11 protein-coding genes are annotated in these 15806 nt (G+C 57.0%); 4 read left to right on the forward strand and 7 right to left on the reverse strand.

The window, feature by feature from the left end:
* Positions 1-5: 5 nt before the first annotated feature.
* The 3 genes from AO065_RS06400 to AO065_RS06410 form a co-directional block, all read right to left on the reverse strand.
* Positions 6-2222 carry a cellulose biosynthesis cyclic di-GMP-binding regulatory protein BcsB gene (locus AO065_RS06400; RefSeq protein ID WP_004885108.1) on the reverse strand — a complete coding sequence of 739 codons (2217 nt, stop codon included), beginning with the start codon at positions 2220-2222 and terminating at the stop codon, positions 6-8.
* Positions 2223-2361: 139 nt separating this feature from the next.
* Positions 2362-3600, reverse strand: a complete 1239-nt coding sequence (wecB, locus tag AO065_RS06405) for a non-hydrolyzing UDP-N-acetylglucosamine 2-epimerase (RefSeq protein ID WP_029242265.1) — start codon at positions 3598-3600, stop codon at positions 2362-2364.
* Positions 3601-4279: 679 nt separating this feature from the next.
* Positions 4280-4552, reverse strand: a complete 273-nt coding sequence (locus AO065_RS06410) for a YebG family protein (RefSeq protein WP_004885106.1) — start codon at positions 4550-4552, stop codon at positions 4280-4282.
* A gap of 369 nt (positions 4553-4921) precedes the next feature.
* Between AO065_RS06410 and AO065_RS06415 the strand changes: the two genes are divergently transcribed.
* Positions 4922-5410, forward strand: a complete 489-nt coding sequence (locus tag AO065_RS06415; protein ID WP_004885105.1) for a phosphate-starvation-inducible protein PsiE — start codon at positions 4922-4924, stop codon at positions 5408-5410.
* A 162-nt stretch (positions 5411-5572) separates the two neighbouring features.
* Here AO065_RS06415 and AO065_RS06420 read toward each other — a convergent pair whose 3' ends face one another.
* On the reverse strand, positions 5573-5902 hold the full coding sequence (locus tag AO065_RS06420) for a YXWGXW repeat-containing protein (protein WP_032651812.1): 330 nt from the start codon (positions 5900-5902) through the stop codon (positions 5573-5575).
* A 254-nt stretch (positions 5903-6156) separates the two neighbouring features.
* On the opposite strand from AO065_RS06420, the gene AO065_RS06425 reads away from it, so the two are divergent.
* The 3 genes from AO065_RS06425 to AO065_RS06435 are packed head-to-tail and all read left to right on the forward strand — an operon-like array spanning position 6157 to position 10956.
* On the forward strand, positions 6157-8448 hold the full coding sequence (locus AO065_RS06425) for a type VI secretion system Vgr family protein (protein ID WP_004885104.1): 2292 nt from the start codon (positions 6157-6159) through the stop codon (positions 8446-8448).
* Positions 8445-10010: a hypothetical protein gene (locus AO065_RS06430; RefSeq protein WP_004885103.1), complete on the forward strand. Its 1566-nt coding sequence runs from the start codon at positions 8445-8447 to the stop codon at positions 10008-10010. The genes AO065_RS06425 and AO065_RS06430 overlap by 4 nt, the downstream gene beginning before the upstream one ends.
* A 4-nt stretch (positions 10011-10014) precedes the next feature.
* Complete coding sequence (locus AO065_RS06435; RefSeq protein WP_004885102.1) at positions 10015-10956, forward strand: PoNe immunity protein domain-containing protein; 942 nt, start codon at positions 10015-10017, stop codon at positions 10954-10956.
* Positions 10957-11083: 127 nt separating this feature from the next.
* Here the strand turns inward: AO065_RS06435 and AO065_RS06440 are convergent, their stop codons facing one another.
* The 3 genes from AO065_RS06440 to fecA all read right to left on the reverse strand — a co-directional run bounded on the left by AO065_RS06440 (position 11084) and on the right by fecA (position 15483).
* The gene (locus AO065_RS06440; protein ID WP_004885101.1) at positions 11084-11416 is read right to left on the reverse strand and encodes a DUF3509 domain-containing protein; all 333 of its coding nucleotides are present in this window, start codon (positions 11414-11416) and stop codon (positions 11084-11086) included.
* A 768-nt stretch (positions 11417-12184) separates the two neighbouring features.
* Positions 12185-12613 carry an HPF/RaiA family ribosome-associated protein gene (locus tag AO065_RS06445; protein WP_004885100.1) on the reverse strand — a complete coding sequence of 143 codons (429 nt, stop codon included), beginning with the start codon at positions 12611-12613 and terminating at the stop codon, positions 12185-12187.
* 521 nt (positions 12614-13134) lie between these two features.
* Complete coding sequence (gene fecA / locus AO065_RS06450) at positions 13135-15483, reverse strand: TonB-dependent Fe(3+) dicitrate receptor FecA (protein ID WP_004885099.1); 2349 nt, start codon at positions 15481-15483, stop codon at positions 13135-13137.
* Positions 15484-15806 lie beyond the last annotated feature (323 nt).

Below are 15806 nucleotides of genomic sequence, written 5' to 3' on the forward strand. Positions count from 1 at the left end.
TCCCGTTACGAGCGATTGCGACGGGCGCGACGGCCAGCCAGCAACAGCAGAAGAAACACCACAATTGCGCCGGGGATCAGCCACAGCAGCGAAGGCTTGCGCCACGCGTCCAGTCCGGTGGGTTCGTTGTCCTCGATCATCTGGCTGCCGGTCGGGTCCTTGGTATCGAAGGTCACCAGCGAACCGCTGTCAGCCAGCAGCGTGGCGTTGCCGCGCTCCAGCACCAGCGGACGGGCGAAGCTCGGCGCCTGACCGCCCAGTGTGCGATAGACCATGCCGCGCTGGTTGCCAGCCTCGACCACTTGCAGCGAAGCCAGGTGATTGAGTGTCTTGAGATCGAGCAGCGTCTGTTCCTTGTGATTGATCAGCAAATGCCCGTCGTTGCCAACCTTGACCGACTCGGCGCCGTCCTTGATCGGCAGGTCGAAGGCCAGGAATGCCTTTTCCGGCGCCACTGCAACACTGACGTCGTCGCTGACACTGAGCTGCGCACGCAGCGGCGAAACGCCCGAGGCGCTGGCCACGTGGATGACCTGCGGCAGGCTGTCAGCCGGACGGTCGAGCCAGGTTTTAGGAACCATCACCTGAGTGCTGGCGGCAAAGTGTGCGGCCATGCCGGAGAAGTCGTCGCCAAGCGTCACCTTATCGATGACCACATGGCTGGTCGGCAATACCGAAATCGGGAACGCCTGTGGCGTCTCCAGGCACTGATTGCTGACCGGCTGACGCTGGAAGGACACGCGCAGGGTGTTCTGTGCCGCCAACGCGTACTGCGGAATGCGCGCTTCGATGCGCTCCTTGCGGCCATCGGCATTCAGTTGCATGGCGCCGATCAGGTAGTCATTGAGGAACAGCGTGGCAACCGGCGGTGTACCCGATGCACCCGGCGCTGCGGCGACATCGATCATGGCGGTCACAGGAACGCGACCGTCATAAGCCACACTGCCCAGCGGGAACGAAGCGCTCCAGTCGGTCTTGGCCAGTACGTCCACCGTGCCCGGGCGACCACCGAGGCGGGTCAAGGCCACGCGGCCGTCTTCACTGAGCGGCATGGCGGTTTCTTCGCCGATGGACAATTGGCGAGTGAGCGCCAGTTTGTTCCAGGCTGAACTGAACAGACCGATGGCTTTGACCGCTGAGTCGGGCTTGATCATCAGCAGCGCGCGATTGCCAAGCAGCGCCAGGCTGACGTCGCTACCGGCGTCGGTGGCCAGGGTTTTTCTGCCCTGACGTTCGCGCCATTGGCTCAGCGCGGTGGCTGCCGAAGCGTCGAGCCCTTGGACCTGTTCCTGCAAGGCGTTCAGCGAATCGTCGATAGCCTTGAGCAGTTGCGGATCGTTGATGGCCAGATCGGCCTGCAGCGCCGGGGTCTGGCCCAGCATCAGCAAGGCACCGATTTCCGCCTGATTCTTCAACGTGTACTGGCCCTGACCGTCAAGGCTGGCAAAGGCCGGAATCTGCTTGAGTTCGGCAGGCACGCGCAGACCGCTCAGGTCTATGCTGTCCTGAACGACCGGAAACGGCAGAATCCGTGCCTGTTTACCGATACGTTCAAGCGCTACACCCAGACGCCAGGCGGCATCGTAGCTGGCGCTGGACAGCGTGCCGGGCGCAACGAGCAGGCCGGGTTTGCCGGGCAGCGCATTCCACGCAGCGCCGACGTCCTTGAGTTGACTGGCGTCGTAGCTGTAGGTCAGTCGAGTGTGAGGATCGATGCGCAGCACATTGCCGATGGCGCGTTGATCTTCGCAAAGCGTTTTCGAGATCACCGAAGACCAGGCAATGCCCAGCCGTACCGATCCGGTTTCCCGCGCAGCCTTGTCCACACCCAGCGTAGCGCTGGCATTGCCTTGCTCTTCGTTGAGGCCCAGCGCGCGCACCGGGTAGCCATCCAGCGACAGCAGCAAGGTGTTACGACCTGCCTCGCCGTTCAGGTAGCTGGCATCGAAGTTCAGGGTCGCATCTGTCAGCGCCACATTGGCAGGCACCGGCAGGTACAACTCGCGACGCGCGTCGGTCGCGTTGAGGATGATCGGACGGTCGATCCCTAGCTCCCGCAGTTCAATCACACGCTCCTGGCGGGCGTCCTGAGTGATACGGTTGATCGCCTGTGTCAGCGGGCTTTCGGCAGCCAGCGCAAAGGTGGGCATCAGAGCCAGCAGGCTCATCCCGCAGGCAAGGGCGTTCAACGCGCCCGTGTTCACGGTAACGGAAGATTTCATCAGGCAGATCTCTTGGAGGCTCTAGGCCGTTGGTTCTTGGTGCGAAGCGGGTCCGCAGAATGTTTTTGTAGGCACCCGGTCTGAACCGGGTGCCTTGGAAGGTGTGCAGTTTTTGTCGATTCTTCGCTGTGCGCCTGCGTCAGCGAGCCATGGCGCGCAACGGTTCAGGCTGAGACAGGGACGGCGGCGCCATCTCGATCTGCTCTGGACGACGACGCGGCAACTCGACGACAAACTCGCTGATCGGACGACCCATCAGCACGTCGACGATGCGCGCGCTGGCCTTGCCATCTCCATAAGGGTTCGCTGCGTGCGAGGCGTTCTGCCAAAGCTGCTCGTCATCGAACAGCGCACTGACGCCCTGAATGATCGCCTCGGCTTCGGTGCCCACCAGACGCACGGTCCCTGCGGCCACAGCCTCGGGGCGCTCGGTCACATCACGCATCACCAGCACCGGTTTGCCGAGCGACGGCGCTTCTTCCTGCACGCCGCCGGAGTCGGTGAGGATCACGTGGGCACGTTGCATGAGGCGCACGAATGACAGGTAGTCCAGCGGCTTGATCAGGTGCACATTGGGCATGTCACCCAGGTGTTCCGTGACCGGTCCCAGTACATTAGGGTTCAGGTGCACCGGGTAGACGATCTGTATGTCGTCGCGCATGGCGAGCGCGCGCAGTGCCTTGCAGATGTTCAGGAAGCCGTCGCCAAAGTTCTCGCGGCGGTGACCTGTCACCACCAGAACCTTGCGCTCAGGCACCAGAAACGAAAACTGTCGGTCGAGCGCATGGCGCAGCTGGCGATTGGAGTCGATGCGCTGTGCGGTCATCTGCAACGCGTCGATCACGGTATTGCCGGTCACGAAGGACACACCCTGAAGGCGTTCGCCCAGTACATTGCGACGAGACTCGGCAGTCGGTGTGAACAGGTGATCAGAAATCAGATCGATACAGCGACGGTTCATCTCTTCCGGCCATGGCTGACGGATATCTCCGGTGCGCAAGCCCGCTTCGACGTGACCGATAGGGATCTGCCGGTGAAACGCCGACATGGCCGCAACCATCGCTGACGTGGTGTCGCCGTGGACCAGCACCTTGTCGGGTTTCATCTCGTCCAGAATCGGGTCGATGGCTGCGTATAGCGCAGCGGTCAGGGAATTCAGGGTCTGATGGGGGCGCATCACATCGAGGCTGTAATCGGCTTTCAGCTCGAACATGTCGAGCACCTGCTGCAGCATGCTCTGGTGTTGGCCGGTAATGCAGATTCTCGAGTCGATACCCGGTTCCGCAGCAAGGGCCCTGACCAGTGGCGCCATCTTGATAGCCTCCGGACGAGTACCGAAAATAGACAGAATTTTCATTCTGGCGTGCTGAGTAGCCATTGATTTTCTCCCGCCCGTCTATAGGCGTCGCACAGCAGTTGACCTGGGCTGTGAGCAGCTCAAGTAACCAGCGAGTTGTATGATTTTTCGGGCGGGTGATATCGGAGTGGATGACTCGATGTTCACTTCAATGTGAAGTAGCGTTGTGCCTTGATACCCGGATTTGCGACGATTATTAGCAGATGATATTAGTAATGCCAAACTTTTTATGAAGTATTTTGCAAAGGGAATATCAGGCGGAACTTTGTTTTTGAAAGTCGGTCAGTGAAGGGTTGATTGTTTTTGGATGGGGCTTTCGACCAGCAAAAGCGGGGTGTTGAGGGGTGTTTTATAGTGGGGGATTGAACTTTTTCAACTGCCTCGATAAGGGCCGTTGAGTCTTGGCTTTAAGTAAGGTTTTTGGAGGTATCGTTTTCTTGGCGCCTGATTAATGACAGGGGTGAATACCGCAGTTCATAAAAATGACGTAATTATAATGGCGGTGTATCAGGACGCTGGAAGTTGGTTGTTTATGCTGTAGCTGAACGGTCTATATGCGGTGCGTCAGGTAACATTGATTCTACAAAGTAGTACCTGAATATAGAATGTATGCGCGCGATAGAGCGGCGTATCAAGAAATGAGCCGCGGCCAGTTCGCATGAAGAAGCCGCGGGACTCTGAGGTGCAAGCCTGATGTGAATCAGCTGTCCGCGTCAGCAGCGGAAGGTTCGGACAGCTCGCTCAGGGCTGAGGCGTTGTTCTTGAATGCGGCAGCGAACACGGCACGATTCTTCGCCATGTAGATGCTCGCGTCTTCTGCGTGCTTCTCGGAAAGCCCCGGCACGTTCTTGACCAGAACGTCGGTGAGAAGCTCGGCCAGCTCGAGCATTTGGTCGTGCGCATCGGCGAGTTTACGGTCCACGAAAGTATTCTCCAGATCGCGGGTACTGCGGTAAAGGGTTTCAACAGCCATTTTGGCCTCGTCGTCATATCCAGTGTGGAAGGGCTGGCCCCGGTGCGCGTTGACCGGGGTGGTGCAACAGACAGTGATTCCGTATGGCTGGCGTGACAGTCGCCACATCACGTGCCTTGCGTGTGAAATAAGCTATTACTGTATCTTTATACAGTGTTCAGCATAAGCCAGGCAACCCCTGTCTGGATAGTGGCCTTCACGCATCTTTTTCTCGCGCAGATGTGCCTTGCGACAACCCGTCGCGCTCTCAACCATAGCCTATGGCCCTGTTCCTGCTTTAAAAAGCACGCCACACAGCGCGTCACACGCACACCGCATCATCCGATTCAGTCCGGATCGTGATAAACGAAGGTTCAGAGGTAGAGAGACATGGGAAACAAATGGGCAGAAAAAATGCGCCAGCGCGTGCATGCGCAAGCCGAATCACTGGGCAACCTCTGCGTCGAGAGCTTTCACTTCCTGGCACTGTTCGCCATCGGTGCCATCACAGCATGGGCTTCGGTTGTGGCTTTTCTGGGCATGGTCGAGAAGGGCAACGTCACGGTCGATGACATCCTGCTGCTGTTTATCTACCTCGAACTGGGCGCGATGACGGGGATTTATTTCAAGACCAACCACATGCCGGTGCGTTTCCTGATCTACGTAGCGATCACCGCGTTGACGCGTCTGCTGATCTCGGATGTGTCTCATCACAATCCGCCTGATCTGGGCATCATCTACCTGTGTGGCGGCATTCTATTGCTGGCATTTGCGATTCTGGTCGTGCGCTATGCGTCGTACAAATACCCGTCGGCCAAGATCCCCGACTCATCCAGCCCGGTAAAAGGCGCGGTGACAGAAGAAAAAGGCGATGTTTGAAATACGCTGACGATCGTTCCCATGCTCCTGCGTGGTAACGCCGCCCAGGACGCTCCGCATCCGCTCTCGAATGTGACGCAGCGTCCTAGGCGGCATGCCAGTGTAGAGCATTGGCACGATCTGCTTAAGTAGCGGGCTGGCTCGATATCAGCCTGCCACCGATCAGTTGACCCACACCCCGGCATGCCAATGCCATCCATCACCCGCGCTTTCCCAATGCGGATGCACATAGCGATAGCCAGGTCGTTCCGCTACCCAGTGGCCGTGAACCGGTACATAACGTCCGTCACTCCAGTGCCAGTAACCTCGCGACCAGACATACCCCGCACGAGGCGCGGGCTCCACCTCTATCACCCGCTCGGGCGGCGGCTGAGGCGCTATCACTTCAACATATTCATGGGGCGGCGGTCGTCGTTCATGGACGATTCGCTCTTCGACGCAGCCGGACGCCACTATCAGTGTCGCAACCAATATCCCGTAACGTAAGAACATGTTGCCTCCTCGGAATGCTCCGCAGGTGGAATGCAGCCGAGGCCAGTGCCGGAGCTGCTTGAATGTCAGTGCGCAGGGACAGGTTTAACAGCTTGAATCTGTACTCTGCCTGAACTTGCTGCACACTTGCTGCACAGAGGAGGCGGGGCAGTAGGCAATATTTCTTTTTCACCTGCTGATTTTTGCGTTGAGATAAAGCTTGTATTCCAGCACCATTCTGGTTCCCGAAGGCTTCAGATGGACAGGATTCCGGCATGCTGGACGCTAACGCAACCCATATCTCCCTCACGCTGGAGGGCATATCCGTTGACTTTCAAGTGCTTGCTTTCGTCGGTCGCGAAGCGCTCAACCAGCCGTATTGCTTTGACATCGAACTGGTCAGCGCACGACCTGACATTGCACTTGAAGAACTGCTGCACAAGCGCGCCTGCCTGACCTTTGGTGCCACCGGCAAGGGTGTCATCCATGGTCTGGTCTATCGCATCGAGCAAGGTGACTCCGGCAAGAGGCTGACCCGTTACAGCATCAGTCTGGTGCCTCAGCTTGCCTACCTGCGACACAATCACGACCAGCAGATCTTCCAGCAACTGTCAGTGCCGAAGATCATCGCTCAGGTGCTGGAAGCTCGCGGCATCCTGGCCGACGCCTATCGCTTTCAGCTCGGCGCGGTTTACCCCGAGCGTGACTACTGCGTGCAGTACGATGAGTCCGACCTGCATTTCATTCAGCGGCTTTGTGAAGAAGAGGGGATTCATTTCCACTTTCAACATTCCGCCAGCGGACACACCCTGGTGTTCGGAGACGATCAGACGGTGTTCCCCAAGCTTGCGCCCGTGAGCTATCAACAGGACTCCGGCATGGCTGCCGAGCAACCGGTGATCAAACGTTTCAATCTGCGCCTGGAAACCCGTAGCACCCGTGTCAGCCGCCGCGATTACGACTTTGAAAAACCCAGCGTTCTGCCCGAAAGCTCAGCCAAAAGCGAGTTTGCTCCGGACCTTGAAGATTACGATTATCCGGGGCGGTTCACCGACCGTGCTCGCGGTAAACAACTGGCCACGCGAGCCCTTGAGCGCCATCGCAGCGACTATCGTCTGGCAGAAGGCAAAGGCGACGAGCCGACACTGGTCAGTGGGCACTTCCTGGCCCTCAACGAACATCCGCGCGCCGAGTGGAATGATCTGTGGCTGCTGCTGGAGGTTATTCACGAGGGCAAGCAGCCGCAGGTGCTGGGTGAAAATATCACCAGCGACGTGACCGACAACAAAGACGATTTCCACCAGGGCTACCGCAACCGTTTTCTTGCCACACCCTGGGATGCCCACTTTCGTCCGGCGCTCGAGCATCCAAAACCCAAGGTGCTCGGCAGCCAGACCGCCATCGTCACCGGCCCGGCAGGTGAAGAGATCCATACCGATCCGTACGGTCGCGTCAAAGTGCAGTTCTTCTGGGATCGCGAAGGCCAGTCGGATGGCAACACTACTTGCTGGCTGCGCGTAGCCAACGGCTGGGCAGGCAGCGCTTACGGCGCAATCGCTATCCCGCGCATTGGTATGGAAGTACTTGTCACCTTTCTTGAAGGTGATCCTGATCAACCGCTGATCACCGGCTGCCTGTATCACAAGGAAAACCTTGTGCCCTACGAGCTGCCCGCCAACAAGACCCGTAGCACCTTCAAAACCCTCAGCTCACCGGGTGGTCAGGGTTACAACGAATTTCGTATCGAAGACAGGAAAGGCGCCGAACAGATCTACATCCATGCCCAGCGTGACTGGGATGAGAACATCGAGCACGACCAGAAGATCCATATCGGCAACGAGCGGCACGACACGGTTGAAGCCAATGTCCTCAGCCAGCTCAAGGTTGAAGAACACCGCATCACGCATCTGGACCGCAAGACCGAAACCCGTGCCGACGATCACCTGACCGTGGGCGCGACGCAGCATCTGAAGGTAGGCACCGCGCAGTTCGTAGAAGCCGGCCAGGAAATCCACTACCACGCAGGTCAGAAGGTGGTGGTGGAAGGGGGCATGGAGCTCACGTCCAAGGCAGGCGGGAGTTTCATCAAGCTCGATGCCGGTGGCGTGACGATCAGCGGGGCGGAGGTGAAAGTCAATACAGGAGGTTCTGCGGGTGTCGGGACCGGGATCGGTATTCTGGCCCCGCTCATTCCTGGGCTGGCTGCTGTCGACGCCGCCGGGAATCTGATGAAAGAAGCCAAGGCCAACCCGACCTGGCTTGAGCTGAACCTGCATTATGACAACCTTGAACCGGTGCCTGGTGCGTCGTATCGCGTCGACTTTGCCGATGGGTCGACACGCGAAGGTGTGCTGGACGACGACGGCTTCGCCCGGCTCGAAGATGTTCCGCAAGGCCCGGCCAAGGTCTACTACGGCGAAGATCCGAGGCCGTTCACTCGCGAAAGCGTGACCGTTGTCCAGAACTCGGATGAAAAGGTTAACGAAGACCTACGCAAACTCGGTCTGGACCCAGACCAGATCGATCTACAAGCATTGGTGGAAAAAGCCGCAGGGAGAGTGTCATGAGCGGGGAAGTCACTGAAGGAACAAACGGCGGCGAAGACCGCAGCGACGCTTATCAGGAGGCTGCTGTTGAACTGGCCAAGGGTATTGCGCTCGGTGCCGTCCCTTTTCTTGGGCAGGCCATCGACGCCTACGACACCATCGAGTCGTCGATCGTCCTTTACAACTCAGAGTCGACGTCAGGCAAGGAAGACGCTCAGTTTGACCTGTTGATGGCCATCATCGGCTGGATTCCAGGGCCGGGTGACGGCCTCAAGAAAAGCATGCGCATCGTCAACAAGGACCCCGAACGCTACGCCCCGGTCCTCTTTGACCTGCTGCGTTTCGTGCTGCAGGAGTGCGGCATCAAGACCAGTCCTGAAGAACTGCTCAAGCAGGTATTCGATGCCGGGAAGCTGCGCGGTGAGCTGGATGACATCATCACAGGCGTCAAGGGTTCCTCGACATTTCAAGGGCTGCCCAACTGGGCAAAGACATCTGTCGTTACCGTCCTTGCCGCCTCCCGCGACAACATGCCAGCCATAGTGGGCGTCGTTGAAAAGCGACTGGTGAAATGGAAGGGAATGCAGCGAAACAGTTCTGCGGCGTCCTCTGGTTCCAGTCATCCGAAACGGGTCGAGAAGCCCGCCAGCAAGGACACGACTGTTGCGGCGCAGGGTAAGGAAAACGCCAGCGGCACCCATTCCAATCAGGTCGAAGCTTCCCGAGTTGGCCTGCAAGCACCTTCAAGTATTCTGAACGAAGGGCTGGGTGTCAGTGGCGAGCACATCGCCGACTATATCTGCGCAGTCGAATTTGGCTGGGGCAAGGACTGGGACGGGCATGACAAGGGCTCGGACGGGAAGTGGCTTGAGGGTTTGCCGAGTGGGAGCAAGTTGGGGAAGCTTTCGGCGGGAGGGAATCCTAAGGCAAGCCATGTGTTGTACAAGCTGACCGATGGAGCAAATGGAACAGGCATTGATGCAGTGTGGAGAGCGAATCCTGCCAATAACGAAGGCAAGAAATTTGCGATAGTCGAAGCGAAAGCAAGCCGCGATGAAGATGCTCCTAAATTTATGCGCAAGCTTAACAATACTCGAAAACCAGGTATTAGCTCGAAGTTAGGCGTGTCTGGGATCGCTGACCCAAGCGAGCTTATAGAGCCGATAGAACAGACTGAAACCTCTTCCATAAGCGAGAATAAAAGAAAGGTAGGTAGCGGAAAAAGGAAAACGAACACATCGACGCAAGAAAGAAAACCCAAACAAAGAAAAAAGCCTCTATTAGTTCAAATGAGTCGTGAATGGATCGAGGAAAACATTGATCGGGCCGTCGCGGGAAGAGCTTTAGGTATTCAAGTAATGAGTTCTCATAGTCGACATCTATTTTACGCGCCACTATTTCACGCTAGTTTGAGCCCGAGGGATCACGCCGATGCACAGCTGGGTGGCTTGGACGAAAGTGCTCATCAAAATCACAAAGCCTTTCATTATTCTGAGCACGAAGTAAAGAGCTTCGTAAATAAACGCAAAAAATCCTTGGCCAAAAAATACGGCGCATTGAATTCTTTGAAAATCGAGGCGTGAAAAAATGAATAAGAGACAGAAATTTTATAGCGAAAAGCAGTATTTGAATTTCCAAAGAGAACATAACGAAGTAATTAATTTTTTAAAAACAAACACATTCGAATCTGACTCCCCTCAAGAAGAGGCAGCACTTCGGTCAAGGCATCTGCAAAAACTTGCATTGGATCGATTGTTAGCAGCTTATACGGCCGGAGAAGAAATTGCCTCCTTAACGCCGCTGCTTGAAGATCTGATTCAAAAATACGAACTTAGGCAATCAACACTCGAAATATACGAAAACACTCCAAATATATCTCCGCTAGCAATTGATGATTGGCCCTATCAGTATGAGGAATGCGTTCAGGTGATAGGATTCTGCATACTGCTACATCGCGTGGATCTCCTGAAACGCTTCGTCAAATTAATAGACCGTGCAGGCTATGCGGGTGATGACACTTTATATGAGGACCTGCTAACTAAACTACTACCTAACAGATACGATGTAGATGAGTGGTTTCACGAAGTCTACTCACCCTTGGTGCAAGCCATCTACGCGGAAAGCAAAGAGGAAGCGGCCCAGTTTCTAAAAAAATACTGCAGCCAATGGTATTCCGCCTTCAGCCAAGCACCTTGGCATGATTTGCACTTGCAGGGAGAAAATGGAAATTACGTCGGATACTGGGCCATCGAAGCCGGCGCCATCGCTTTCCTATACAACATAGACGACAGCAAGATAGATCATATGGTCTATCCCAAGGATTTGGTCGAGTACGCAAGAAATTACCAAGGTGCTAACGGCACTCAGATCAACCGAGTGGTTGCTGGCGATCCCTGCACCAAGACCGGTTACTGGTTTACTCCCGCACAAGCAAATTCCAGGCGCTACTTTCATCAAGGTGAGATCATGCCAAGTATCAGTGATTCGACGTGGGGCGATACGCTTTGGTATTGGTCGGGAGAAGAATGAAATCTTCAATGAAGCGTTCAACGCGAAGTCAGTGTTGAACGCTTTGTCATCAAAGCCCCGTCGACTGGATAGGACGTGGCAAGGGTTGAATCAGGATTCATGGTTGTTTTAAAACCGGACAGCCTGATCAGCTCCCCGCCGCCAGATTCGGCCGCTTTCGCTGCCACTCGTCATTGGACGGCGCGCCTGGCTGGCGAAGGGCTGCGCCATCTGTCATTGCAGCCAGGATCTTGATTGCGCTGTCGCCACGTTCGATGGCAATGCCGAACTGCACGCTTTCTATCAGGCGGCGCAGGCGTTCCGGGTCGTTACGTTGAGCGGCGCTGATCAGGCGCTTGGCGACGACGCCACGTTCATTGGAGAGCGTCAGCATGATGCTGCCGTCCAGTCCTTGAATGCTCAGATTCACCCGATAGTCCGGATGGAAAGTGTCCGTGATCATCTGAAAAGGATTGTCCATATCATTTACCTGCTCAATGGTTCTGCATAAGTTGACCGGGTGTAAGTCCTTTTGGTTCTCAGCGGCCGATCAGTGGCTTGGCCGTGGTTTAGGTGTCGCCATTGGTGGGTTGCACGGTTCGGGCCATTTTCAGGCGTCGGCTGATTCAACGCGCTGGATCTGTAACCGTCAGCACCGAATTTCGTTGGAGGCAGGCGCACTGTCAGCTCGGCGACGGCGATGCTTGAAAGCTCGTGATCAGATCTGTCTCGTGTACTGACGGATGCTGTCAGAAAGGCGATTTTTTCTAATCCGGTTCGATGGATTGTCAGACATTCAGACGCTTTTCCTTTTCGGGCAAACATTCGCGTTTGCGGGATGGAAACCTCGTTTGGAGGTGTTCCGAAAGCACGGTAGAGAGGCTCTGGACTGCGGCCAGAAGAGGGTAGAGCGCCCGCCTTGCGGGTAATCAGCTAGCGCTTGAAGGCAGGTCAGCGATGACCGTTTTTGCTCGCGGGAGAGGCTGGAACGGCGCCGGGTATTGGCTTTATCACTGGATGTTAAATTCGATAGACGGCATCTGGACGTTGCCCGGCAGCAGGGTGGACTGTGTTCCAGGTGATACAAAGATGTGCGTCGAGCGTTTGTGGTGCGCACCGATCAGTCGCAGGCTGGGGCATTTTGCGATGCGTTTGACTGGCTTGTACCGGGCATCACGAAAAAGGGCGAACCCTTGCGGATTCGCCCTTCTTGTCTATTCGTGAAACCTGTTCATGCAGCGAATCGGAATCAGCTCAAACGAGCGGCTTCTTTCTCCTGTTCTTTTTCCAGGAATTCCTCTTCAAGCAGCGCGTCCGGGCTGACCGAATCTTCATCCTGCTCGGTCAGGATGGGCGCTGCACCGCGCTTGCCGCGCAGCTTGCCGAACAAATGCTCAAGGGCGTGATCGAGTTTTACCGCCGCGCCATCCACAGCCTGATCTACCGTATCGGCCTTGTGGGAAACAGAAATAGGTTGGTGTCCTTTTGGCCGGGCTTCCATCTGGCATTTGATGTCATGCGGGCCTGGTTTGTCGCCGTTTTCATCGCGGATATGGACTTCCACGCGAGTCAGATATTCGTCGTAATGTTCGAGCGTGCTTTCAACGGTGGTACGAACCCACTCCTCCAGTCGGATACTGCTTTCGATGTGATTATCGCTATTGACCTGGATTTGCATAGTTAATCCTTATTAGGGCTTGCTCGTGTGAGCCTGGACTGCGCGATGACTCGCGGTTTCGTTTGCGCTCATTCACAGTGTTGGCGGCAATGACCCAACAATTCAACCCCAATATGGAAGAAATATTTCGCAGTAGAAAAAAACAGGAAGTGTTTGAACGAAAATTCCACACGGTAACGGTATGGATTTCCTACTGGTATGTCTGGGAAGGGAAGGTGATCGTGTCATTGTGAGTCAGGCGTGCATCGTGACGCTCCGCGTCACAAATGGCGCAGATTGCGGATTCGGTGAGCCGAGCGCATGACATGTATGACGATAAGCGCTGGAGCTTGGGCATGCACCCACGACGCTCTGCGACACACTCGAGAGCGGACGCGGAGCGTCCTGGGAGGCGTTACCACGCTGGAGCGTGGGAACGATCAGCGTGATCTCAAGCTCACCGACCATGCCCATGCTTGCGCTCAGAGTTATGCCCAGGTCTTGCTGCAACCACGGGGTGCATGGGCAGGATCAGTCAGCGATCAAAACGCAACCGAGGTCTGCACGTACAGCGTGCGTGGCTCGCCGACGTATTTGCCGCGGTTGTTGTCGTCGAAAGAGCGGGTGTAATACTGGCGGTTGAAGATGTTCTTCACGCCGACTGCCACGTTCAGGTCGGACAGCTGCGGGCCGAAGGCGTAACCGGCGCGGGTGCTGAACAGCATGTAGCCGGGAATGCGGCCGGTGCTGCCGTCTGCGCTTTCGGCCGAGGTGTTGGCGTTGTCGGCGAACTGGTCGCTCTGGAATGAGCTGTCCAGGTTCAGCTTCCACGGGCCTTCCGTGTAGCTGACGCCCATCGTGCCTTTGTGCTTCGAGGAGAACGGCACACGGTTGCCCTTGTTCGGGCCGTCCTCGCGGATGGTGGCGTCGACGAACGCGTAGGTTGCGTACACGTCGTAACCCGCCAGTGCCGGGCTCAGACCTTCCAGCGCGTAGTTGATGCTGGTCTCGATGCCCTGATGGCGTGTCTCGCCGCGGGCGATGACGGTGTCGTTGGTCTGGTTGCTGTCGTACTGGTTGTCGAAATTGATCAGGAACGCCCCGATCTCGGCGCGCAGGTTGCCGTTGTCATAGCGCGTGCCCAGCTCCCAGGTCCGTGCTTTCTCGGGCTTCACTTCGCCGCCGGTGACACGGTTTGGCATCTGGCTGTACTGCACGCTGCCGAACGAGCCTTCGGTATTGGCGTACAGGTTCCAAGTGTCGGTGAGGTGGTAGAGCACGTTCAATGCAGGCAACGCGGTGTTGTAGTCGCCTTGGTATTTGACGTTGGTCAGGTTGTTGTTCTGCGCGGTGTCGATCATCTCGTAGCGAATGCCGGGCGTGATGGTCCACTTGCCGATGTCGATCCGGTCATCGATGTAGAACGCGTGCGCCTCGGTCGATCCACGGGTGTCGCGGTCGTTGCGGCTGGCGGTGGTCGGCAAGTCGCCGGTTACCGGCTCGCGATAGCGCATTTCATGACCCGCTTCGTTCACGTAGCGATAGCCGACGCCCACTTCGTGCCAGGTTTCACCCAGCGCGAAACCTTGCGAGAAACGTGTTTCCAGGCCGCGTACCCAGTATTCACGAGGCGACAGGGAGACGAAGTTGCCCTGGTCCAGATAACCACTGCGCAGGGTCTTGGTGAAGAACGTGTTGGCGGTGAAGACGCGGGCATCCTGCTCGTAGCGATAGCCGAAGTTGAACATGGTGCGACGGCCCCAGAACTTGTCCGTGAGGCGAGTCGACTGATACGGATCGGCATCGTAGTCCGCAACACTCAGGCCGCCGGGCATTTCGGCTTCGCCATCGTAATACTGGGCCATGGCGTTGAGGCTGTTGGCATCGTCGATCTGGTATTTGCCCTTGAGGATCAGGTCATCGATCTGTGTGTCACTGTGCTCGCGCCAGTCGCCGCCGCGCACGCCGGAATACAGAATCGCGCCGCCCAGGCCATTGTCAGCGGTGCCGCCAGCCAGCAGGTTGCCGGTGGTCTTGAAGCCGTCGTGGCTGGAAGACGGGCTGGTTTCGGTCTGGATGCCGCCTTTGAGCGTTGGCTCGTCGGGAATGGCGCGGGTGACGAAGTTGACGATCCCGCCGACGTTCTGCGGGCCGTAACGCACTGCGCCACCGCCGCGCACCACGTCCACGGCGTCCATGTTGCCCATGCTGATCGGCGCAAATGACAACTGCGGTTGGCCGTAGGGTGCGAACGGCACCGGGATGCCATCCATCAGCACGGTGGAGCGTGAGGCCAGACGCGGGTTCAGGCCGCGAATGCCGAAGTTCAGCGCCATGTCGTGGCTGCCGGTGCCGTTGTTGTCCGGGGCATTGACGCCGGGAATGCGGTTCAGTACATCACGGGCGGAGGTGGCGCCGACACGTTCGAATTCTTCGCGGCGGATCACGTCACGTGCGCCAGGATGTTCGAACACGTTGGTCTGCTGCGCCTCGCCCAGCCAGTCACCGACGACCGTTGAGACACCCAGTTCGATGGGGGCACCAGCGACACTGGCCGATTGCACGGTAAAGCCGTTATTGCCATCAGCCACAGCTTGCAGACCAGTCCCTTCTAGTAGTGCGTTGAGGCCTTGCTCAGGCGTGTATTGACCTTCGAGGCCACGGCTTTTCAGGCCGCTGGTGATCTGCGAACCATAGGAAATCAGCACGCCTGCTTCCCGACCAAATTGGCTCAACGCCGTTTCCAGCTCGCTCGGTGCGATGTGGTAAACCTTGGGTGCTGCATCTGCTGCATAGGCCATCGACAGGCTGCCCACCGAAAGGCTGGCGCCGAAAATGACATGGCGCAACGTGCGCACCAACGGAGAGAGTTGGGTAGGGCGGGCTGACATGCGGGAGTCCTCGACCGGAGATTGAAATGCTTTCCCTGTCTGTCACGCGAGGATCTGGAAACGGCTCACGTATTTTGAAATATATTTACGACGCCATTAAGCCGGGACGCGGAGCGTCCTGAGAGGCGTTACCGCGCAGAGCGTGGGAACGATCAGCGTGATCTCAAGCACGCCGATCATGCCCATGCTTGTGCTCAGCGTTATACCCGAGTCTTGNGCCACGGACGGTGGGAGGCGGCTTGCCGGCGAGGATTTTTCTGAAGCGATCTATCAGTGACTGAACTGACGCCATCGCCGGCAAGCCGCCTCCCACGGGGTATGCA

The sequence above is a fragment of the Pseudomonas viridiflava genome (genome assembly GCF_001642795.1).
GTDB classification, from domain to species: domain Bacteria; phylum Pseudomonadota; class Gammaproteobacteria; order Pseudomonadales; family Pseudomonadaceae; genus Aquipseudomonas; species Aquipseudomonas viridiflava.